Annotated in this window: 20 protein-coding genes and 2 pseudogenes; 13 read left to right on the plus strand and 9 right to left on the minus strand. The window is 53.6% G+C overall.

The window, feature by feature from the left end:
- Positions 1-68: 68 nt before the first annotated feature.
- The 6 genes and pseudogenes from AB7M25_RS07000 (at position 69) to AB7M25_RS07025 (ending at position 5,783) form a co-directional block, all read left to right on the plus strand.
- Positions 69-860, plus strand: a complete 792-nt coding sequence (locus AB7M25_RS07000) for a phosphate/phosphite/phosphonate ABC transporter substrate-binding protein (RefSeq protein ID WP_454238337.1) — start codon at positions 69-71, stop codon at positions 858-860.
- Positions 861-1,097: 237 nt separating this feature from the next.
- The gene (locus tag AB7M25_RS07005) at positions 1,098-1,646 is read left to right on the plus strand and encodes a sigma-70 family RNA polymerase sigma factor (RefSeq protein ID WP_429516550.1); all 549 of its coding nucleotides are present in this window, start codon (positions 1,098-1,100) and stop codon (positions 1,644-1,646) included.
- Entirely contained in the window at positions 1,643-2,656 is a 1,014-nt protein-coding gene (locus AB7M25_RS07010; protein WP_429386210.1) for an ABC transporter substrate-binding protein, read from the plus strand. The genes AB7M25_RS07005 and AB7M25_RS07010 overlap by 4 nt, the downstream gene beginning before the upstream one ends.
- 742 nt (positions 2,657-3,398) lie before the next feature.
- Positions 3,399-4,067: pseudogene (locus AB7M25_RS07015) on the plus strand (PAS domain-containing protein); the annotation flags it as partial.
- A 138-nt stretch (positions 4,068-4,205) separates the two neighbouring features.
- Positions 4,206-4,613, plus strand: a pseudogene (locus AB7M25_RS07020) (methyl-accepting chemotaxis protein); the annotation flags it as partial.
- A gap of 510 nt (positions 4,614-5,123) precedes the next feature.
- Positions 5,124-5,783 (plus strand): peptidase inhibitor family I36 protein, encoded by a 660-nt coding sequence (locus AB7M25_RS07025; protein ID WP_454237108.1) that lies wholly within the window; start codon positions 5,124-5,126, stop codon positions 5,781-5,783.
- 133 nt (positions 5,784-5,916) lie between these two features.
- Here the strand turns inward: AB7M25_RS07025 and AB7M25_RS07030 are convergent, their stop codons facing one another.
- Positions 5,917-6,555, minus strand: coding sequence for a glutathione S-transferase family protein (locus tag AB7M25_RS07030; protein ID WP_429386213.1), 639 nt, complete (start codon positions 6,553-6,555; stop codon positions 5,917-5,919).
- Between the two features lie 399 nt (positions 6,556-6,954).
- Between AB7M25_RS07030 and AB7M25_RS07035 the strand changes: the two genes are divergently transcribed.
- Positions 6,955-7,203: a DUF6124 family protein gene (locus AB7M25_RS07035; RefSeq protein ID WP_007974480.1), complete on the plus strand. Its 249-nt coding sequence runs from the start codon at positions 6,955-6,957 to the stop codon at positions 7,201-7,203.
- Positions 7,204-7,392: 189 nt separating this feature from the next.
- Here the strand turns inward: AB7M25_RS07035 and AB7M25_RS07040 are convergent, their stop codons facing one another.
- Positions 7,393-8,424, minus strand: coding sequence for an HTH-type transcriptional regulator GntR (locus tag AB7M25_RS07040; RefSeq protein WP_015096546.1), 1,032 nt, complete (start codon positions 8,422-8,424; stop codon positions 7,393-7,395).
- 215 nt (positions 8,425-8,639) lie between these two features.
- Here AB7M25_RS07040 and AB7M25_RS07045 point away from each other — a divergent pair, with 215 nt between their 5' ends.
- Together AB7M25_RS07045 and AB7M25_RS07050 are read left to right on the plus strand one after the other, a co-directional pair.
- Positions 8,640-9,173: a gluconokinase gene (locus AB7M25_RS07045; RefSeq protein ID WP_104449166.1), complete on the plus strand. Its 534-nt coding sequence runs from the start codon at positions 8,640-8,642 to the stop codon at positions 9,171-9,173.
- Positions 9,174-9,254: 81 nt separating this feature from the next.
- Entirely contained in the window at positions 9,255-10,607 is a 1,353-nt protein-coding gene (locus AB7M25_RS07050) for a GntP family permease (protein ID WP_007974485.1), read from the plus strand.
- 113 nt (positions 10,608-10,720) lie between these two features.
- Here the strand turns inward: AB7M25_RS07050 and alaC are convergent, their stop codons facing one another.
- The gene (gene alaC / locus AB7M25_RS07055) at positions 10,721-11,938 is read right to left on the minus strand and encodes an alanine transaminase (RefSeq protein WP_258682287.1); all 1,218 of its coding nucleotides are present in this window, start codon (positions 11,936-11,938) and stop codon (positions 10,721-10,723) included.
- A gap of 137 nt (positions 11,939-12,075) precedes the next feature.
- On the opposite strand from alaC, the gene AB7M25_RS07060 reads away from it, so the two are divergent.
- From AB7M25_RS07060 to AB7M25_RS07070, 3 genes are all read left to right on the plus strand, one after another.
- Positions 12,076-12,738 (plus strand): LysE family translocator, encoded by a 663-nt coding sequence (locus tag AB7M25_RS07060; RefSeq protein ID WP_429386216.1) that lies wholly within the window; start codon positions 12,076-12,078, stop codon positions 12,736-12,738.
- 66 nt (positions 12,739-12,804) lie between these two features.
- A complete protein-coding gene (locus AB7M25_RS07065; RefSeq protein WP_218500670.1) occupies positions 12,805-13,290 on the plus strand; it encodes a GyrI-like domain-containing protein in 486 nt (161 codons plus the stop codon).
- A 98-nt stretch (positions 13,291-13,388) separates the two neighbouring features.
- On the plus strand, positions 13,389-13,877 hold the full coding sequence (locus AB7M25_RS07070) for a GNAT family N-acetyltransferase (RefSeq protein WP_217836180.1): 489 nt from the start codon (positions 13,389-13,391) through the stop codon (positions 13,875-13,877).
- Between the two features lie 241 nt (positions 13,878-14,118).
- On the opposite strand, the gene AB7M25_RS07075 is transcribed toward AB7M25_RS07070, so the two are convergent.
- The 5 genes from AB7M25_RS07075 to AB7M25_RS07095 form a co-directional block, all read right to left on the minus strand.
- On the minus strand, positions 14,119-14,805 hold the full coding sequence (locus tag AB7M25_RS07075; RefSeq protein WP_007997778.1) for a dTMP kinase: 687 nt from the start codon (positions 14,803-14,805) through the stop codon (positions 14,119-14,121).
- Positions 14,802-15,938, minus strand: coding sequence for a radical SAM protein (locus AB7M25_RS07080; protein WP_429386221.1), 1,137 nt, complete (start codon positions 15,936-15,938; stop codon positions 14,802-14,804). The genes AB7M25_RS07075 and AB7M25_RS07080 overlap by 4 nt, the downstream gene beginning before the upstream one ends.
- A gap of 23 nt (positions 15,939-15,961) precedes the next feature.
- Positions 15,962-16,798 carry an inositol monophosphatase family protein gene (locus AB7M25_RS07085; RefSeq protein ID WP_429386223.1) on the minus strand — a complete coding sequence of 279 codons (837 nt, stop codon included), beginning with the start codon at positions 16,796-16,798 and terminating at the stop codon, positions 15,962-15,964.
- Positions 16,795-17,853: a hypothetical protein gene (locus tag AB7M25_RS07090; RefSeq protein WP_429386225.1), complete on the minus strand. Its 1,059-nt coding sequence runs from the start codon at positions 17,851-17,853 to the stop codon at positions 16,795-16,797. The genes AB7M25_RS07085 and AB7M25_RS07090 overlap by 4 nt, the downstream gene beginning before the upstream one ends.
- An 89-nt stretch (positions 17,854-17,942) precedes the next feature.
- The gene (locus tag AB7M25_RS07095) at positions 17,943-18,554 is read right to left on the minus strand and encodes an MATE family efflux transporter (protein ID WP_429516738.1); all 612 of its coding nucleotides are present in this window, start codon (positions 18,552-18,554) and stop codon (positions 17,943-17,945) included.
- 91 nt (positions 18,555-18,645) lie between these two features.
- Here AB7M25_RS07095 and AB7M25_RS07100 point away from each other — a divergent pair, with 91 nt between their 5' ends.
- Positions 18,646-19,278, plus strand: a complete 633-nt coding sequence (locus tag AB7M25_RS07100) for a hypothetical protein (protein WP_454238386.1) — start codon at positions 18,646-18,648, stop codon at positions 19,276-19,278.
- 16 nt (positions 19,279-19,294) lie between these two features.
- On the opposite strand, the gene AB7M25_RS07105 is transcribed toward AB7M25_RS07100, so the two are convergent.
- On the minus strand, positions 19,295-20,353 hold the full coding sequence (locus tag AB7M25_RS07105; RefSeq protein ID WP_429386226.1) for a hypothetical protein: 1,059 nt from the start codon (positions 20,351-20,353) through the stop codon (positions 19,295-19,297).
- Positions 20,354-20,623 lie beyond the last annotated feature (270 nt).

The following is a 20,623-nucleotide window of genomic DNA, read 5'->3' on the forward strand; positions in this document are numbered from 1 at the left end:
TGACTGATCCAACGCTATCGCGGGCAAGCCCGCTCCCACAGGGAACTTCGTTGTATGGAGATACGATGATGACCCAACACATCACCGAACTGCTGATGTACACCGCCCCCGATCCCATCCACCAGGCCAACGAACGCTGGCTGGCGCGAATCCTCGAGCACCTGGGCGAAACCCGCGGCGATGCCGAGGGCCTGTCACTGATGGATATGTGGTTGTCGCCGCATTTGCTGCTCACCCAAACCTGCGGCTATCCGCTGATGACCGCCTTGCGCGGCAAGGTCCGGGTGCTGGGGCGGCCGCGTTACGAGCTGCCGGACAGCAGCGGCGGCAATCACTGCAGTCTGATCCTGGGACGGGTCGATGATCCGCGTCAGACCCTGGCGGATTTTCGCAACAGCCGAGGCGTGATCAATGGCCATGACTCCAACAGCGGCATGAATTTACTGCGCCACCGGTTGGCGCCATTGCAGCGTGACGGGCGTTTTTTTGCCGAGGTCGGCATCAGCGGCAGTCATCGCGAAAGCCTGCGCTGGTTACGTGAGGACCTTGCCGATCTGGCGGCCATCGACAGCGTGACATATGCCTGTCTGGCCCGCTACGCCGCAGAGGAAGTGGTCGGCTTGCGCGTGATTGCCCGCAGTGCGCTGAGTCCTGCGTTACCGTTCATTACTGCCGCAACGGTCAGCGATAAGCAGGCTGAAGAGCTCCTGCGGGTGATGAACCTGGCGTTGCGCGAGTTGCCGGACGTTGCCGACATCCTCGGTTTGCCGCAGGTGCTGCCCGCCACTGAAAGCGACTATCAGGTTGTGCTCAATTATCAGCGTGAAGCCGAGGCGCTGGGGTATGGGGATTTGCGATAGGGCGCAAATGTCGGGTCGACAGGTCCATTTTTCGCGGGCAAGCCCGCTCCCACAGGATTTCGGTGTACCTGTGGGAGCGGGCTTGCCCGCGATGACGGCGGGTCAGCGCAAGAAATCTTTAATTCCATAAATGAATATAAAAATAAATTTTAAGTATTATTAATGAATAAGGCTCCTTGCTAGGATTCGCCTCACCGGACCACCGGACATTCAGCGACCCCTAACCCAGGAGCCCTTATGTCCGGCGCCGATATTCTTCACCGCAAACACGTGGACGGACTGTTCCGCGCTCACTACCACTGGCTCTGCACACGCCTGCGTCAGTCCCTGAACGATGCCGACGCTGTCGAAGACATCGCCTGCGAAACCTTCCTGCAACTGCTCCAGGCGCCAAGCCTGACGGCCATCCGTGAACCCCGTGCCTTGCTCACCACCATTGCCCGGCGCCTGCTCTATCAGCGTTGGCGTCGAGGTGACCTGGAGCGCCAGTACCTTCAGCAACTGCAACAGGCCGAGCCGATCCACGCCGAATCACCGGAGGAACTGGCTCAACTGTCCCAGACCCTGACCCGTGTGGAGCGCAGCCTTCAGCGGCTACCCGGCAAAGTGCGCTCGACCTTCCTGCTGTCGCGGATCGACGGCCTGACCTATCCGCAAATTGCCGCAGCGCTGGGCATCTCCCTGCGCTCGGTCAGCGACTACATGACCCGTTCCCAGGCCCTGTGCGACCGGCACAGCGCCAATCAATCCCTGAACCGCCCACTCCAGAACAAGAGGTCCGCATGAGATCGATCAAAACCCTGCTCGGCAGTTCGCTGCTGGCCCTGAGCCTGTTATCCCACCCGGCATCGGCCACGGAAAAAGCGGCGCCTATCCATTTCGGTGACATCACGTGGGAAAGCGGCAGCCTCATCACCGAAATCCTGCGCCTGATCGTTGAAAAGGGTTACGGCTACCCGACCGACACGCTGCCGGGCAGCACCGTCAGCCTGGAAGCGGCGCTGGCCAAAAACGATATTCAGGTCATCGGTGAAGAGTGGGCCGGACGCAGCCCTGCCTGGGTCAAGGCCGCCGCCGAGGGCAAGGTTTTCGGCCTCGGCGATACGGTCAAAGGCGCCACCGAGGGTTGGTGGGTGCCGGAGTACGTGATCAAGGGCGATCCCGAGCGCGGCATCAAGCCCTTGGCCCCGGAGCTGAAGTCTGTTGCCGATCTGGCGAAGTACAAGGATGTATTCCGCGACCCCGAAGACCCGAGTCGCGGACGCTTCCTCAACAGCCCGACCGGCTGGACCTCGGAAATCGTCAACAGCCAGAAACTCAAGGCTTATGACCTGACCGCCAGCTACGTCAACTTCCGCACTGGTTCCGGCGCAGCGCTGGACGCAGAAGTGGCATCGTCGATCCGCCGTGGCAAGCCGGTGCTGTTCTACTACTGGTCGCCGACACCGCTGTTGGGGCGATTCAAACTGGTGAAGCTCGACGAACCGCCGTTCGACGCCGAAGCCTGGAAAACCCTGGCCGACGCCAACAACCCGAACCCCAAAGGCACGCGCTCGATGCCGGCGAGCCTGGCCATCGGCGTGTCGGCACCGTTCAAGGCGCAATACCCAGACCTGGTGACGTTCTTCGAAAAGGTCGACCTGCCGATTGATCTGTTGAACCAGACCCTGGGCCAGATGAGTGAAAAGCGCCAGAAACCCCGCGAAGTCGCCGAAGCGTTTTTGCGTGATCAACCGCAGGTGTGGAAGGGCTGGGTGCCGGGGGAGGTGGCTAGCAAGGTGAGTGCGAGCTTGTAGTACTGTCTGAAGTTTCTGCGGTGGCTGAACTGCCGTCTTCGCGAGCAAGCCCGCTCCCACAGGGGATCTTTGTTGACCACAGGATTTGTGGACACAACAGACCCAATGTGGGAGCGGGCTTGCTCGCGAATGTTCTCAAGCCCTACGCCGCTTTCACCACCGGCCGCTGCCCCCCTCTCTAGAACCCGCGATGCAGGCGCTGCTGGGCATGCTCAACGGACGATAACCCCCAACAAGCTGCTGAACCGTTTTTGTCCTCAATGCTGGCCGACTAGTGGCCTTGCAAGCCCAAGCTTGCTGTCTATGATCAGCTGTAACTGGCTATTTCGACCGTGATGGGGCGGTCGTCTTGCCGCCAGAGTGCGCAATCAAAGGCACCGACACTTGAACACAGGGAACCGTGCGCTAAATGGACTTGGATTCGAATCTGTTAGGGCTGGCCCGCATGCGGGCTATCAAGAGAAGGATGTCTTGATGAGCGTGTCGCTGTAAGGACCCCTCCGATTGATCATCGTTTATCACCTGACTAGTCCTTCTTTTTGGAGGATGCGTGTGCCTGTTCCACGGAACGTAGTGGTGGATGTGAAAGACCTGCAACTTTCATCAATCAAAAAATCGCGCGGAAGGTGATACAACAATGTTCAACCTACATCACAAGGCTGACCTGCTGGAAATCGAACGCTTCAGCTGTGCGCTGACCGAGGCCAACGCCAAGCTGGCGGCGGTCAGTCGTTCGATGGCGATGATTGAATTCACCCCGGACGGCATCGTCATCGATGCCAACGAAAATTTTTGCAGTGCCATGGGTTACAGCGCCGAAGAAGTGCGCGGCAAGCATCACCGGATTTTTTGTGAAGAGCAGTTCTACCGCAGCGACGACTACACCAAACTGTGGCGCGACCTGGCGCGGGGCGAGCCGCTGAGCGGGACCTTTTTGCGCTTGCACAAAAGCGGCCGTGAAATCTGGCTCGAAGCCAGCTACATGCCGGTGCTGGGCCCCGACCGGCAGGTCAAGAGCGTGATCAAGGTCGCTACCGACATCACCGACCGGGTCAACAAGGAGCACGAAAACGAAAGCCGACTCGCCGCGATCGGCCGCTCCATGGCCGTGATCGAGTTCACGCCCGAAGGCAAGGTCATCAGCGCCAACGACAACTTCCTGAAAACCATGCAGTACTCGCTCAACGAAGTGGTGGGGCAGCATCACAGCCTGTTTTGCCACCGTGCCGAAGCCGAGTCCCAGGGTTACCGCAATTTCTGGGCTTCGCTCAACCGCGGCGAATATCACTCCCATCGTTTCGAGCGCCGGAACAAGCAAGGTCAGACGGTATTCCTCGAAGCGTCCTACAACCCCTTGTTCGACGCCAAGGGGCGTTTGTACAAAGTGGTCAAGTTTGCCAGCGACATCACTCACCAGATGACCACCCTGCAAACCGCCGCCGAATCGGCCCACAGCACCTCGGTGCAAAACGACGTCTGCGCGCGCAAGGGCTCCGAAGTGGTGCAGCAGACGGTGCAGATCATTCAGGACATTTCCCGCGACCTGAACGAAGCGGCACTGAGTATCGATGCCGTGAGCAAACAGTCCGACATCATCGGCACCATCGTGCAGACCATCCGCGGCATTGCCGATCAGACCAACCTGCTGGCACTCAACGCGGCGATTGAAGCGGCGCGGGCCGGTGAGCACGGGCGCGGGTTTGCGGTAGTGGCCGATGAGGTGCGCAGCCTCGCGGCGCGTACCAGCCAGGCGACGCTGGAGATCGTCGAGGTGGTGCGCAAGAACCACGATTTGTCGCTGAGCGCGGTGTCGAGCATGCAATCGAGCCTGAGCCGAACCGGCCTGGGTGTGGAACTGGCGAACGAGGCGGGGGAGGTGATCCTGGAAATCCAGCAGGGCTCACGGCATGTGGTGGATGCGATCAGTCAGTTCAACTCGACGTTGCAACTGAACTAGTCGCGCTAAATGAAAAAGGGTCCCGGTAGAGCGACCCAAAAAAAGCCGGCAAAAAGCGCGCTGACACGAGGGCCAAGAAGGTTGGGGCGTTCGGTCATTGAGCCAGCTTTGACGGAGCCCGGCAATCGGGCTCCGTTATCACATCGAAGTCAATAAGCATTCGATCTGCAAGATTTCCCTGCGCCGTTGCCCGGAAGAAACAGGGCCAACTTTGGCTGTTGGTTTGTCCTTGTTCCAAGCCGAGCAATGTCCCATTACTTTGATCCATACCGGGATATAGAAACTGAAACCTGGTGCGGCACATTCAACGGCCGCAGCGCATGGCTGTCAGGGGGACATGGCGCCTGGATGTATATCCTGGCAACCAGTACCTGGCCGCTCGGAGTTCGATACCTGTTAGTTCTGACAGTAGACGGATTATCGTATTGGTCGGACTATGCGTGGCTGGTTTACCGATAAAACCTCGGCTAAGAACTGGGTTACTCATCACTCGCATGGACGAAATTTAATATGAAAATCAAATGGGTTGTTATTGTTTTTTCACTGATTGTCTGCCTCGGTGCAGTCTACTTTCTAAATGGGAAGCAAGAGTCGGTAGAGCAAAGCAAATACACATTGCTCAATCCCTCAATGACTGAATTACAGAAGGACGAGGTTCAACAACAGATTGATCAACAGCTCGCTAAAAAAGCAGGAGCGCGGCAGGTCAGTGCTACCCAAGTGGTTTATGGAGATGGAGCAGTCGTTATGACTTTCCTTCCCAAGGACTCCCCTCAACCGGATAATACCTGCGACTATGGTTATTTTTGCGTCTGGGAGCACCCATATTACACTGGCAGAAAAGTGTCAGTGCGCAGTAAGCAAGAACAAAGTCCGGTCAATCTTGCAGACTACGATATGAGCCTCCAGGTATCGTCGTGGAAATACAATAATAAACCCTACGCTTCGATTGTATACGGGGTGAGCAGTCGTGATGGAAAGGGACAAATATTAACGAGCACTCTAAAGGAAATTGGTATTGGTGATGAGTGTTGCCCATTCAGTATTCCTGAAAAAACAGAGACTTCCGGAGCGTGGACAGAAATATATGCCATCGATCACCTTCAGTCCCAGGGCGACAAGATAGTAAGTATTAGTATCTCTACACTATTTGGCGGGGATACTAAGTAAGCAGTCCGTTGAAGGAGTGTTGAGCGATGCCAAATAAATCAATTGCTTGACGATTTTAGTTGAAAAAAATGAGCCGGGCTCGCGGTCAATGTTTGCCGTTGGACGGCAAACATTTGCTGCACGGCTCGACAGTTCAAGGCAGACCATTGCAGCAATGCTTCAGGAAACCGGGGTGTTGCGCCAGGCGCTTGAAATACTCATCGACGGCGGGGTAATCCGGACGCTCGATCGGGGTCATCAGCCAGCGATTGACGGACAGGCCGATGACGATGTCGGCCAGGGTAAACCGCGCTCCGGCGACATAGGCCTTGGTGGTCGCGAGTTGATGTTCGAGGATGGCCATCTTCTGGTTCCAGCCGCGAACGCCGACCTCGAGGCTATGCGGGTCCTGGAATTCCGGGTCCTTGCGCACCAGCGCCATGAACGGGTATCTCCAGGACGGATTGAGCTCGGTGGCTTGCCAATCCATCCACTGCTCCACCCGAGCGCGGGCGGCCGGTTCGGTAGGCAGTAGCTCGGTATGATGGTGATGGTGTTTGCCCACCAGGTAGCGGCAGATGGTATTGGACTCCCATAACACCCCGGCTTCATCGATGATCACCGGCACCTGCGCGTTGGGATTGAACCGGAGGAACTCCGGGCTGTGGGTAGAGGCAAAACCGCTGCCCCAATCCTCGCGTTCGTAGGTGATGCCCAGTTCCTCGCAGGTCCACAGGACTTTTCTGACGTTGATGGACGACGCTTTGCCGAGAATCTTCAGTGCATGTTCCATGGTTTGCTCCAGCGAGAATGACGTACAGGCAATTGTAGGTGGTGGCATGTAGGAAGGCGCTGTAGGAGAGCGGCTTCAGATGAGTTGTGCAGGTTACGCTTTCTTGCACCCTTGCCTACAACTACGCCAGAATCCGCCGACTTGTGCGCCTGGTATCCGGACTCTATCGTTCCGTGTCGCTGCAAATTCAGCGATCGGGTCTAGCAGCCTGGATACTTTAGACGCATGACGCCCACCCATCGTGATCTGCCCGCCAGTTCACGTTATGGCGGCTGTGCGTGGGAAGACCTTCGGGTCTACCGGGTTCTAGAGTCCTGGTCTGCTAGCCCGCGCACGGCTGCCACCTTATTTTCGTCTAGCAGCGAATTGTGGCAGCTCCATCACTCTAGGAGCATTGCCATGTTCAAACCCACGCCCAACCCCCCACGCAATCCCAGCCCGATGTTCTCCATCTCACCCGGCATCAATAACGAAACGCTGTTGGCGCACGCCTGCGAGTCACTGGCCTCGGCGAGTGTGATGACCAATGACTTTGCTACGTTTCTGGAAGGCAGCCAGCGCAATACGGCATTGGCGATCGCACAGATCATCATGCTGGCGGAACTGGCAGTGAATCGGGTGCTGGATAACCTCGATCCGCAGGATTGAACATTGAGCCAAGGTGAGAGGCCTTCCCTGTGGTGAGGGGGCTTGCCCCCGTTGGGTTGCGAAGCGACCCCAAAGCAGACACGGCGGTCATACAGTTAAACCCCGTGAACCGGACTACGACTGCTCCGCAGCCGAACGGGGGCAAGCCCCCTCGCCACAAAATCTCACTTCACTGCGGTTGTGTCGTGCCTATGTACTTTCCCGCACCTTCAACTCAAACCCCATGTCCTGCACCGGCCTGGCCACGGTGTTGCCGGCCATCAGCGTCAGCATCTGCTCGGCCGCGCGGCGGCCGATGGCTTCGCGTGGGGTGTTGATGCTGCTCAGGCGCGGGACCATGTGTTCGGACATGGGCAGGTCGTTGAAGCCGAGGATCGCCACTTGCTCGGGGATCTTGATCCCGTGTCGCATCGCTTCGAGCAGTGCGCCCTGGGCCAGGTCGTCGTTGCCGAAGAAGATCGCATCGACATCCGGGTGGCTGGCGATCATCTGCAGGAACAATTCGCCGCCCAGGCCGACCGACGACGGGCGGGGCGTCAGCACTTCCAGCGCCGGGTCGTACAAACCGGCTTTTTGCAGGGCTTTGCGGAAACCTTCGCCGCGCAGCAAGGTGCGCTGGTCCAGTTGCGCGCCGATGTAGGCCAGGCGCTTGCGGCCGCGGGACAGCAAGTGTTCGGCCGCCGTTTCGCCGGCCGCCAGTTGCGAGAAGCCCACGCAATTGAGTCCGGCGGCGCTGTCCAGCTCCATCATGTACACGCAGGGAATGTTGCTGGCTTCGATCATCCGTCGCGAGCTTTCGGTGCGGTCGAACCCGGTCAGCAGCAAGCCGCGTGGCTGATAGGCCATGTAGTTGCGCAGCAGGTTTTCTTCTTCATCACGTGAATAGTGGAAGTTGCCGATCAGCACTTCGAAGCCCTTGGGGCGCAAGACCTGGTGAATGGCTTCCAGGGTGTCGATGAACAGCAGGTTGGACAGCGACGGCACCAGCACCACGACTGAATGGCTCTGGGCCGAGGCCAGGGCGCGGGCGGCAGGGTTGACGACATAGTTGAGTTCCAGCGCCGCTTTCTGCACTTTTTCCACCAGTTCGGTGGCCACGGTGCTGACGCCACGCAGGGCGCGGGAGGCGGTGATCGGGCTGACGCCGGCCAGTCGGGCAACTTCGTTCAGGGTAGGGCGGCCAGTGGTGCGGGTATTTTTATCGTTCTTGGTTGTGTTCATCGACGGCTTGCCAAACAAAATTCAAGGCACTAAGGTAGCGCTGTCTCGATGCAGCTGCAAATGCGTGAGCGAGGGTTCGCCTGATCCTCGCTTTTTGGTGTTGGGACCTAACCTGCTGCAACCCACAAAATGACAAGAAAGGCGTCGGCAACTTCTGCTTTTGATCTAGTGTCATAACTGGCAAAGGTAGCGCTGTCTGCGCGCTGAGGTGTTACATGAACCATCCCATCACCGCCCTGGTCATCATGGGCGTTGCCGGTTGCGGCAAGACGTGCGTCAGCGAGGCCCTGTGCCAACTGAGCGGCGCCACGGCCATTGAAGGCGACTCTTTTCACCCTGCCGCCAATATCGAAAAGATGAGCGCGGGGATCCCCCTGAACGATGAAGACCGCGCCGGCTGGCTCGACAGCCTGTGCGATGAGCTGCGCCGTGTCGACGCCAAGGGTGAGCGCCCGGTGCTGACCTGTTCGGCGCTCAAACACATCTATCGCGAACGTCTGCGCAGCGCCTTGCCGGGCCTGGGCTTCGTGTTCCTTGAGCTGACCCCCGAAGTGGCCGCCGACCGTGTGTCCCATCGGCCGGGCCACTTCATGCCGTCGACCCTGATCGACAGCCAGTTCGCCACCCTCGAATCGCCCGTCGGCGAGCCGTTGACCCTGGCGCTGGATGCTTCGACCCATAGCGTCGAGCAACTGGCTGCGCAGGCTCATGTCTGGTGGCAGGCGCACGGCCTGAAGCAGGCGGTATGACTGTGCTTGTAAAGACAGCGCTGTCCTCGCGGCTTCTGATTAACCCGCTTTAATAACAACAACAACCAGGAGACACCCCTAATGTTTGGCATGTCCCACGAGACGTTCCTGCTGCTCGATGCAGTGGTCACGGTGATCGGGCTTATCGTCCTGATCACCAAGTTCAAATTGCACCCCTTCCTCGCCTTGATCATCGCCGCAGCCTTCCTCGGGCTGACCTCCGGCATGCCGATCGGCACCATCATCAAGGCGTTCCAGGACGGCTTCGGTGGCGTGCTTGGTTTTGTCGGCATCATCCTCGCGCTGGGCACGATGCTCGGCAAGATGATGGCCGAATCGGGCGGTGCGGATCAGATTGCTCAGACGTTGATCCGCGCCTTCGGCAAGGACAAGGTGCAGTGGGCGATGATGTTCGCGGCGTTCCTGGTCGGTATTCCGCTGTTCTTCGAAATCGGCTTCGTGTTGCTGATCCCGCTGGTGTTCATCGTCGCTCGCCGCACTGGCGTGTCGATCATCAAGATCGGTATCCCGCTGCTGGCGGGTCTGTCTGCGGTACACGGCCTGGTGCCGCCGCACCCGGGTCCGCTGCTGGCCATTGGCGTGTTCGGTGCCGACATCGGCAAAACCATTCTCTACGGCCTGATCGTTGCGCTGCCAACCGCCATCATCGCCGGCCCGATCTTCGGTACGTTCATTGCCAAGCACATTCCCGGTCATCCGAACCAGGAGCTGGTGGATCAACTGGCGCGCGAAACGGATTCGGCCGAACTGCCGAGCTTCGGCATCACGCTGGTGACCGTGCTGCTGCCGGTGTTCTTGATGCTGCTCAAGACCTTTGCCGACGTGGTGCTGCCCGATGGCAACATCTTCCGCGCCTTCATGGACCTGATCGGTCACCCGATCTCGGCGTTGCTGCTGGCTTTGCTGCTGTCGCTGTATACCTTCGGCTACAAGCAGGGCATCGGTTCCAGCCAAATGATGAAATGGCTCGATGCCAGCCTCGCGCCGACCGCCGCGATCATCCTGATCATCGGTGCCGGCGGTGGCTTCAAGCAGATGCTGGTGACCAGCGGTGTGGGTGACGTGATCGGCCACATGGCGGTGAACGCACAGATCTCGCCGATCCTGCTGGCCTGGCTGGTGGCGGCGGTGATTCGTATCGCCACCGGTTCGGCGACTGTGGCGACCATCACTGGCGCGGGCATCGTGGTGCCGGTGGTGGGGATGATTCCGGGTGTGAACCGTGAGCTGCTGGTGCTGGCCACCGGTGCCGGTTCGTTGATCCTGTCGCACGTCAACGACGCCGGTTTCTGGCTGGTCAAGCAGTACTTCAACATGACCGTGGCTGAAACCTTCAAGACCTGGACGGCGATGGAAACCATCCTGTCGGTGGTGGGCCTGGGCTTTATCCTGTTGCTGTCGCTGTTCGTCTAAGCAACACCGCAAAACCAATGTAGGAGCTGGCTTGCCAGCGATGCAGGCGACTCGGTTTAACGTTGAACCGGGTCGATGGCATCGCCGGCAAGCCGGCTCCTACAGGTTTTGGGTCAGGCGTTGGATTTGGTGACTAGCCCATCCGCCCGGAACATCCCGCGAATCCCGCGTACGGCCTGGCGAATCCGGTCCTGGTTTTCGATCAGGGCAAAGCGCACGTGATCATCGCCGTACTCGCCAAAACCGACGCCCGGCGAGACACACACCTTGGCCTCGGCCAGCAGTTTCTTGGCGAACTCCAGCGAACCCAGGTGCGCGTAAGCCTCAGGGATTTTGGCCCAGACGTACATCGACGCTTTCGGGTTTTCCACCATCCAGCCCAGTTCATGCAGGCCCTTGACCAGTACGTTGCGACGCTGCCGATACTGCTCGGCGATGTCGCGCACGCATTGCTGATCGCCTTCCAGGGCAGCAATCGCCGCCACTTGCAGCGGGGTGAAGGTGCCGTAGTCGTGGTAGCTCTTGATCCGCGCCAGGGCGTTGACCAGTTCCGGGTTACCGACCATGAAGCCGATGCGCCAGCCGGCCATGTTGTAGCTCTTGGACAGGGTGAAGAACTCCACCGCAATGTCCTTGGCCCCCGGCACCTGCATGATCGACGGGGCTTTCCAGCCGTCGTAGACGATGTCGGCGTAGGCCAGGTCGTGCACCACCAGCACGTCGTACTGCTTGGCGAGGGCGATGACGCGCTCGAAGAAGTCCAGCTCCACGCACTGGGCGGTCGGGTTGGACGGGAAACCGAGGATCATCATCTTCGGTTTCGGGATCGAGCCGCGAATGGCTCGCTCCAGCTCCGCGAAGAAATCCACGCCCGGCACCAGCGGCACCGATCGCACCTGGGCGCCGGCAATCACGGCACCGTAGATGTGAATCGGGTAACTCGGGTTGGGCACCAGCACGGTGTCGCCCTGATCCAGGGTGGCCAGCATCAGGTGTGCCAGGCCTTCCTTGGAGCCAATGGTGACGATGGCTTCGCTTTCCGGGTCGATGTCGACCTCGTAGCGGTCCTTGTACCAGTTGGAAATCGCCCGGCGCAGGCGCGGAATGCCCTTGGAGGTGGAGTAGCCGTGGGTGTCTTCGCGCTGGGCCACCGTGACGAGTTTTTCGACGATGTGCGGCGGCGTGGCGCCGTCGGGGTTGCCCATGCTCAAGTCGATGATGTCTTCGCCACGACGACGGGCGGCCATCTTCAGCTCGGCGGTGATGTTGAAAACGTAAGGGGGGAGTCGATCGATGCGCGCAAAGCGGCGCGGCGAACCTTGTTCGGCCATTGTTGCCTCGGATAACGTAAGCGCCCGGAACCGTCCGAGCGACGCAGGTCAGCGGTGACCTGTGGCGGAATGTAAGGGCAGCTGTGGCAGACTGTCCAGCCTCAAAGTAAACAAATTTTTCCGAAGGATAGGGTTCGATGGAATTTACCAGCGGCTTCTTGCTGAGCCTTTCGCTGTGCCTGGATATCGGCGTGGCCAACATCGCGATGATCACCCTGGCCATGCAGCGCGGCTATTTCCAGGGCTTTGCCCTGGGCCTCGGGACCTGCGTCGGCGACCTGATCTACGCGGTACTGGCGCTGGCCGGCATGACCGTGTTGCTGCAGTACGAAACCGTGCGCTGGGTGTTGTGGATCGGTGGCTCGGCGCTGCTGGTGTATTTCGCGGCGAAGATGATCTATTCGGCGATTCACCACGAAGCCGTGCTGGCGCAATCGGCCGAGGTGGGGCACAACTCCCATCGCAAGGAGTTCTTTCGCGGGATCTTCCTGGCCATGTCGTCGCCCAGTGCGATTCTCTGGTTCGCCGCCGTGGGTGGCACGCTGATCGCCCGTTCCGGTGGCGGCGGCGTCCTCAGCTCCGCGCTGTTTCTCGGCGGTTTTCTTTGCGCGGGGATTCTCTGGTGTGTCGGGCTGTGCTTTGCCGCGAGCCACGGCGGCAAATTGCTCGGCGACAAGTTGCTGCGTTATTCCTACATGGCATCGGCGGCGATCTTCTGCTATTTCGCGGTTTACGTGATCCTATCGGGTTACAACGAGTTCGTTGGCGCCGGTGCGGTCGAGCAGTTGAACGCCCTGTAACTGGGCGAATCGGGTTTGGCTTCTATACTCCCAGCCGAACCCACTTTTAAGCGCAGGAGTCGAGTCATGGATGAGCAAACACGCGTCGAGGTGACGGAGCCCCGTTTCGAACACGGACACTTTCTGCTGATCGCAGGACTTGGCGAACGATTTACCCAAGAGACAGTAAAAGGCATTCCCGAACTCTGGGATAAATTCATTCCCCACATCGGTAAAGTTCCGGGCCAGAAAGGCGAAGTCACCTACGGCGTCTGCTGCAATTTCGACGGCAAGGGCGGCTTCGATTACATCGCCGGGGTCGAGATCAGCAAGCTCGATGACTTGCCGGAAACCTACCGCTGGGTGGAAGTTCAGCCGCAGCTGTACGCGGTGTTCGAACACAAGGGACCGCTGGACACCCTGCCGCAAACCTTCCAGTACATCCATGGCACGTGGCTGCCGCAGTCCGGCCACGAACTATTGGCGGCCCCGGAGTTCGAGCGTTACAGCGAAGACTTCAACCCCAAGCTCAACACCGGCAAGCTGGAACTCTGGCTGCCGATCAAGGCATGACACCTGCCGCGAGAGGCGGATCAGCCGATTCGTCTCTCGATGTCCCGCGGCGGCTGATTTATCATCCCCAGCCTTTCCCATGCTGATCCCGAGCCGCCATGAACACCGTCATCCGCAACGTCACCCCCGCCGATCTGGACCGCTGCTTTGCCATCGAAACCCTTGCCTATGAAGGTGACGAAGCCGCGACCCGCGAGAAGATCGCCACCCGCATCGCCACCTGGCCCGAGGGGTTTATCGTGGCTGAAGTGGACGGGGTCGTCGCCGGTTTCATCAACTCCGGCGCGGCGTTTCAGGTGGAAATGTCGGACGAGGCGTTCAAGGAGCTGATCGGCCACGACCCGGCCGGGCCGCACGTGGTGATCATGTCGGTGGTGGTGCACCCGGATTATCAGGGGCAGGGCCTGGCAAAGCTTTTGATGGGCGAGTTCATCGAGCGTATGCGTGCGATGGGCAAGGTCAGCATCAACCTGATGTGCAAGGAGCGGCATATTCCGTTGTATGCCGGGTTCGGCTTTGCCTACGTCAAGCCGTCGGCGTCGGACCATGGCGGCATGGCCTGGCATGAGATGGTGCTCAAGCTCTGAGCTCAACACTGGACCCTGTGGGAGCGGGCTTGCCCGCGATGGCGGCGTAACTTTCAACAGGGATGTCGACTGAATAGTCCGCTATCGCAAGCAGGAGCTAGTGGTGGTCCTTAGTTTCAGGGTTAGTAAATACTTTCCCGGTCCGGAGCCGGAGCCAGTGGTAGTAGGTCTCTGTATCGAACTGGCCGTCATTTAAACACTTTTGAGGCGCACCGACGCACGGCAGGTGGATTTGTGAATACTATACTCCGTTGAGTATGTTCCGTACGGCGCTTACCGCCTTATCAAGTACAGCCTCCTCACTGAGATCGGTTGTATCAATTCGCACCCAACTTTCCAAGCCGCATCGCTCGTAGCTGGACCGGACGCGATTTTGATACTCAATGAAGCTCTTGATGCGGTCTTCATTACCTCCATCATAGGCTCCACTCTCGCTCAGGCGGAATGATTCTTTTCGCTGTGCTGCGAGAACTGGGTCCACATCTAAAAAAATGACGAAATCAGGTTTTCTAATTGTGGAGAATACTGCTAATGCCTCTTCAGCCAAGTCTTCATTTTTAAGTAGGAAGCGAGCAAGGTACTTATAGTACCAACCATCGGCGATGCAACTCATGCCGGAATCAAGCAGTGGTCTTACGGCCGCATAGTTCGTGGCCTGAAACCATGCGGTTATCAGGGCCAACCAATGTCTGTCACCTAATTGTTCAAGTGGTGCTTGGTCGGGATAATCCCAAAGAACTTCACGAAGTCGGGACATATGAAACTCGGAATAACCTGATGATACTGGTGGGCGGTTTTTGTCTATGTAATGAAGCGCCGCATGGGACTCAAGGATGTTGTCAAATGTGGCCCTTGCAACAGTGGATTTTCCGGCACCATCCGTGCCTTCAAATGCGATAAATACTGCCTGCTGAGACGTGTCTTTCATGCGAAACCTCCCAAGTAAGCCTCGGTGTCCAGAGAGTTTCTTCCACTTCCTTCTATTAAAGGCTGAAATCCTTCTCTGCGATATATCTCTGACATTTTTTTACCGAGTGTATTCAGGTAATTCACAGATGGCCGCTCTCTTGTGGAGTATTGCGAGCCGGCGTCAGGGTGGAACGCTGCAACTGCAGGAACTACTCCCATATCTCCAAAGTACTCTATACCCTCAATGATTGATTCTAGCGGTTCCATGCCAGCTACAAAGCCTGCGTATACTTTGCCGCGACCTAGAACTTCTACAGCAGCTTCAAAAGCAGCAAGAAATCGATCCCGAGTGAAGTCGCGAGATTTTCCTGGACAAACTTCGGAGAATAGGTCTGAGTTGAACACCTCCAGACTCATTGACATATTGTTGCCAACTGCTTTAAAGCGATCAAATAGTCGGAAGTCCTTAGGTGGCATAGAGATTAAATGATATTCTAAGTCGTTTTGTAGGTTTTTTTGTTTTACTCGATCAAGTAAATCTATATGCATTGAATATCCTTTGTCATAGTTTGGGATTGTACCGCCGTTCAATAACACCCTCTTGAATCTGTTGTTCTCTTCTTCAATGGCTGTTGCTACTGCTTCTCCCGCGATATCACCTTTAATACGCATCTTGTGATCAGATAAGCTTTCTCTTGCAGGGCCCAGAGAGCAAAACTTGCATTCATGACCATCGTTGAAGTAATAGCAATGACCAGGTGAGAAAATTCCGAGGGTCGAATCTCCGTACACAGTCAAGTTTCTTTCGAGCAGTTCGCCATTGCTCAAGCGGCTTCCGTAAGATCGTGGTCTTGCCGGAAATGCAATTTTTATCGATTTGTTACCGTACCTTAGTGATGGTGTTTCTTCCTCTAAGAAAATTCTAAAGTTTGAGTTGGGGTTGTAGTTAGCAGCTGCAATAATCTGGCCGCCTAGAATAATTTCCTGTGGGGTCCGAGTGCCACAGCTAAGGATTACGCTATCACCTGTTCCATATGCTCGCCTTTTTTCAATGTGGTTTGTGTGGGTCTGAAAGTACTCTAGGAACTCCTGAGTAAAACTAACGCCGTTAGATAGCAACTCAAGTTTTAACTTTACTATTTCTAATAGCATGATTCGCCTCCGTTTGAATTGCATTATAAAATTATTCGTATCAGTTCTTCTGAGGATAAGGCAATCAATGTTTCGTTGTCTGATAGAGAGGCTGTCGTTGGTGGTGGGCAGAATCTGGGGAGACCTTTATCATTGAACAATGCTCCACCTGCCTCTCTGAGAATTAATTCTGCAGCGGCAATGTCGCAACTCCGCTCATGCCCAGGTGGACCTATATCTATAAAAGCATCAAGAGCTCCGGAGGCAATCAGGCATATCTCCAAAGAAGAGCATGAATAAACGCGAATTTTAGCCGCCGACCATATAAGGGTTTGAATTTTATTTATGTCTCTACTGCCTTTTGGGCGATGAAACGAAATTCGCATGTCCTCTACTGAGTTGGATTTTCGAGTCTTAAGCCGTTTTACAATTATTGGAGATTGAAGATAGGCACCTTCGCCGTATGCAGCGGTGTAAACTAAATCTCTTGATATGTCATAAACCCAACCGAAGACATAATTTCCATCATGATAAAGCGCTACGCTAGATGTATAACCGGGAAAGCCTAGTACCGCATTGTGTGTCCCATCTAAAGGATCTATCAATAAGTAAAAATCACCGTGATCTCCAAATTTTATAGGCGAGGTACTTTCCTCGGAAAAAATAGTAATTGGGATGCTAATACTCGAAAGACATTCAAATAGTATATTTTGGCAATCTATATCAAATTTGGTTTGGGTATTGTCCCAGATCTTGTTTTCAATATTGAAGTCTGGTAGGTGGGACAGTGTTGCCGCCCAATAACGACGTAATTGCTTCCTGGCTTCATAAAGGCATTCTTCCAGTTCGGCAACATATTCACTCTTGAATAGCGCTCTCATATTGGTTGCTCAGTTATTAATTGTGTGTGCCAGTTCTCTCTATCCAGTCGTGACGCGTACGATCTGACCTCAAAAAGCTTTCCTGCATAGATGGCATAATCTGCGCTCATGAAAGCACTGAAGGTTTTTGGAAATAGTGCTAGAGTCTTGATTTCGAGTTCATAGCCTAGTTTTTTTCTGATCATATTGGATGCTGCTCTTAGGCTTCCCCCAGTATAAGATTTATCTATAATTAACCATGACTCATTCGATGATGATGTGTGAGGGAAAATGTCGAGGAATTCATCATCCCTAGTTAGTAAGCTGGGATCGTTTTGACGATGGATTTCTGAAAAGAAGATGTTTCGATCTCCTGTCGTTGCCAAGTAGCCAAGTGCGAGTGGTAAACCAGCCGATAGTAAAAATAATTTGTTCTTTGCTATCGTTTTAATTTTGTGCCAAATGGCATGATTCTCATAAATGTATCTCGTGTTGAGCGCTAGGCTGCTGTGCCAATGTTCGTGAGAGATGTATTCGCTGTAGAACGCACAGAATCGATTATGAAAGTCCATTGTTTCATCATTTGTGGCTATCAGTAACCTGTTCTTGGCTATGCCTCGAATCGTTGATTCGATCGATAAGAACTGTTTGTTGTGAGGGATATTAGAGAGTGCTTCTCTAATTAGAGATTTTTTGTATTCGAGTAGTAAAGGTTTGGAAGGTCCAGAAATGGCTATTTCCGGGGATAGACCATCTCCTTTTATTTTACGAAGCTCACTTGAGTTTAATTGGCTCGTTCTTAGGTTTAGGTACTTCCATGTGTTCACTACTTCGTCGTCGGACAGGTAGTTAAAAATTGGCTCAATGTTGCTCAAGTCGTAGATCATTACTTCTGGATGGCGAAGTTCGAAAGAAGCTTTTTGAAGGTGGCAACCATTTAATAGTGCATTGCGATAAGCGTAATAGTCATTTGTTTGCACGCCGCTGAGTGTTCGCCAAGCGTGATGCTCACTAATGATCGTTATAAAGCTCGAGCTTGAATCTTTAGAGTAAGGTGAAGGGGGAGTATGCTTCATGGTTTGATTCTCACGAAAATTGAAATGTTAGGGGCTTTAACTTATTTCTCGGTTCGTGTTTTGTTCTCGTGGGTTTTAATTTTGTTTTGCTAGTCTGTCGTTGTGGTTTTATTTGATATCGACTTTAGTCGCCAGAATAGAAGCAGCATTAAGAGGAATGAGCAAATCACTAAGGCTAAAAATATGGATTGCACCGTGTAATCGTAAAGTGATAGCAGGGAGACTGAAAAAACTATGCCAAGAATGTTTAATATTAATATGGTAAGCAGTGTGGGAACCCAGAAGTCTTCCATGCTCCTCAATGTCATACGGGTCACAACGTAAACAAATTCAAATACTAAGAAAGGGATCGAGATATGAATGTTATTTTCAATTAATTTTCTGGTTGGCGCGTCTGATGTATACATTATGGATATGTTTTCCTTAAAGAAGAAACATCCAAATAACAACGGTGTCAGTATTGTTAACCCAAGAATTATTCCTTGGGTGTAGATTTTTATGATCGATTGTATATCCAATGCGGCGTAATAGCGTGCAGCGACGATCCCTGTCGCGTTTCCCACTCCGATAGAAATCATATATATAATACTAATGAAGTGGAGAGATGCCTGGTAAGCGGATAAACTGCTTTCACTTATGTTTTTTGAAATTATAGAAAGCAAAAAGAAGAGAAGGCTTTCACCGCCAAGGCACAGTGCCATGGGGAGCCCTCGAATCGTGTAATTAATATACTCTTTCGGGGGGAGGCATCTGGTGTGCAGAAAGTTTTCGATATGTTGTTGTATTTTAAGGTTGAAAAATAATAACGCTAGAGCAGAAAAAATACACCGTAAACAAGAATATGTCAGAGTAAATTTTGATAAAGTTTTGTCTGGCTCTGTGGCAATCAAAATGGTGCAGGTTACCAAGAGGGAGAAATTGAATAGCCATGTAAATATGATCTCGTATTGCGGTTTTTTGACTCCATTAAAGAAATTGAAAATTGTTATCTGTAGATATATTGCAGGCATTGAGAGTGAAAGTGTTAGTAGTGCTCTGAACTCTTCTGTTTTACTTTGGCTCGCGATTGAATCAAGTGTTGTTGTGTGTGTGAAAAATATTGCGCCTATGATAAGTGCTCCAAATAAGATGGCAAGTCTTATCGAGATAACTATCTCTGATTCTATTTCGCTTGTATTTAAATCACATGATCCTGCCACTTTTAGTAGCGTCGGCAAAAAGAAACCGAAGCCGAGGACTGTTAGGAACGAAATTGATGCCAGGGCAAACGATGCGGAGCTAAGTGAATCTACAATAAAGTGGCCAACAAAGGAGAAGTATATTAATGAAGCTGTCAAATCGCCCAATCTAGAAAATATGAGCGGAATGGCTATCCTGAAAACTTCCATAAATAGGCCGCCGATTAAAATTCTAACAGCAGGTTGACTTTCAAGTTGTTTGGTTAATCCCATTCCTTTAGTAGGTTTGCCAATGCTGGTGTTTCAGTTGCAGCGAAGTATTTTTTTCTGAAGTAATACTCGCACATCGAAGCTTTGTGTTTGGTTTGCTGGCGTTCGTTAAATTCGTTATCAAGTGCAATAAGTGACTTTTCCGTTGTGGGATAGATTTCCGATTTTTTTAGAAGAGTCTCAATTGCCAAAAATACCAAGTCCATATATTTGAGTGTTTCTTCAATGAATGACCTACATTCTGTTTCAGTGGTTGCGCCTTGTCTGGCCAAAATGAAGAATTTATTCTTTATTTCATCAAATCCTTCGATTCGATACATGTTTGAATAAACCCACTTGTAGTGTTTGTTTGTCGTGCCAGTAAGGTAAGTGAAGCTCATTGTGGTTTTTAACATCATGTCACGGACGATCTCGCATCCCATCCAGAGGTTTCCTGATTGCCAGCAGCCTTGAACATCCTGAAATGCGTAAAAAACAGGAAGCTTTTCACGGTGAGCTACGTAGATATGTTTTTCCAGAGGTATTCTTGATTTTAAATCGTTAAATCTGTCTTCATTTTTAAGTGCATGCCCAATAATTGATCTGTGGATAACATTGTTTTCTGTATTCGTTAAAATAGGGGTATAGAGAAAGCGCTGGTCGGAAGATATTTCGCTAAATGCAATTTCTATCTTTTCGAATATCTCTTCTATCTCTGAAAACGTTATGTAGTCAGCGTCAATGTGAATGCTGGTGTTGCCGTAGAAATCGGTTGTGTTATGAACTTCCTCATCCTGGGTGATGTGCCGATAGTTTATGTCGGTCACAAAGGCGTGTTCAACTCCTTTGATGTTGCGTGCTTTGGGGCGTTGATCGCAAAGAATGATGCAGTCGATGTCGGAATGTATGGTGCCGATTCCTTCAATTAAAGATCCGGAAACAATAAGTACGCTCGTGTCGTCTAAAAATGCCTTTTGGCGTATGTAGTCTTTCGGGATCGAAATTTTTCCATCTAATATTGTTATTTCGGCGTCCGATATTTTTGATTGTGAAGTTTTTATTAGGACTGTCATTGCGTGTCGCTCCTTGCACAATGTCGAATCTTTAGAATGTTATGTAGAGCAGTCGTGACTAAACCATAGTTTTGATAGGAGATGTTCGTCAATATTCAGGAAGAAAATCAGAAGTGCCGTACAGGCTTTGACAGATGGATGACTTTTTAGATCGGGAAAAGTCTTTTTTTGTGATGGGAATTCTCCTACAGAATAATTCGCAAAGTCTTGTAGGAGTAACGTTGAATCTGTTGTGTCAGTAAAGACTGTTCCTCACCGGCATTGGTGTTT

This window comes from Pseudomonas sp. AP3_22 TE3818 (assembly GCF_053628995.1).

Bases quoted from the DNA above. Each gene is read 5' to 3' on its own strand.
- AB7M25_RS07030 (WP_429386213.1), bottom strand. From the start codon at position 6,555: ATGGAACATGCACTGAAGATTCTCGGCAAAGCGTCGTCCATCAACGTC.
- AB7M25_RS07000 (WP_454238337.1), top strand. From the start codon at position 69: ATGACCCAACACATCACCGAACTGCTGATGTACACCGCCCCCGATCCC.
- AB7M25_RS07090 (WP_429386225.1), bottom strand. From the start codon at position 17,853: ATGAAGCATACTCCCCCTTCACCTTACTCTAAAGATTCAAGCTCGAGC.
- AB7M25_RS07085 (WP_429386223.1), bottom strand. From the start codon at position 16,798: ATGAGAGCGCTATTCAAGAGTGAATATGTTGCCGAACTGGAAGAATGC.
- AB7M25_RS07065 (WP_218500670.1), top strand. From the start codon at position 12,805: ATGGATGAGCAAACACGCGTCGAGGTGACGGAGCCCCGTTTCGAACAC.
- AB7M25_RS07005 (WP_429516550.1), top strand. From the start codon at position 1,098: ATGTCCGGCGCCGATATTCTTCACCGCAAACACGTGGACGGACTGTTC.
- AB7M25_RS07040 (WP_015096546.1), bottom strand. From the start codon at position 8,424: ATGAACACAACCAAGAACGATAAAAATACCCGCACCACTGGCCGCCCT.
- AB7M25_RS07050 (WP_007974485.1), top strand. From the start codon at position 9,255: ATGTTTGGCATGTCCCACGAGACGTTCCTGCTGCTCGATGCAGTGGTC.
- AB7M25_RS07095 (WP_429516738.1), bottom strand. From the start codon at position 18,554: ATGGCACTGTGCCTTGGCGGTGAAAGCCTTCTCTTCTTTTTGCTTTCT.
- AB7M25_RS07025 (WP_454237108.1), top strand. From the start codon at position 5,124: ATGAAAATCAAATGGGTTGTTATTGTTTTTTCACTGATTGTCTGCCTC.
- AB7M25_RS07060 (WP_429386216.1), top strand. From the start codon at position 12,076: ATGGAATTTACCAGCGGCTTCTTGCTGAGCCTTTCGCTGTGCCTGGAT.
- AB7M25_RS07045 (WP_104449166.1), top strand. From the start codon at position 8,640: ATGAACCATCCCATCACCGCCCTGGTCATCATGGGCGTTGCCGGTTGC.
- AB7M25_RS07070 (WP_217836180.1), top strand. From the start codon at position 13,389: ATGAACACCGTCATCCGCAACGTCACCCCCGCCGATCTGGACCGCTGC.
- AB7M25_RS07080 (WP_429386221.1), bottom strand. From the start codon at position 15,938: ATGCTATTAGAAATAGTAAAGTTAAAACTTGAGTTGCTATCTAACGGC.
- AB7M25_RS07010 (WP_429386210.1), top strand. From the start codon at position 1,643: ATGAGATCGATCAAAACCCTGCTCGGCAGTTCGCTGCTGGCCCTGAGC.
- AB7M25_RS07075 (WP_007997778.1), bottom strand. From the start codon at position 14,805: ATGAAAGACACGTCTCAGCAGGCAGTATTTATCGCATTTGAAGGCACG.
- AB7M25_RS07105 (WP_429386226.1), bottom strand. From the start codon at position 20,353: ATGACAGTCCTAATAAAAACTTCACAATCAAAAATATCGGACGCCGAA.
- alaC (WP_258682287.1), bottom strand. From the start codon at position 11,938: ATGGCCGAACAAGGTTCGCCGCGCCGCTTTGCGCGCATCGATCGACTC.
- AB7M25_RS07035 (WP_007974480.1), top strand. From the start codon at position 6,955: ATGTTCAAACCCACGCCCAACCCCCCACGCAATCCCAGCCCGATGTTC.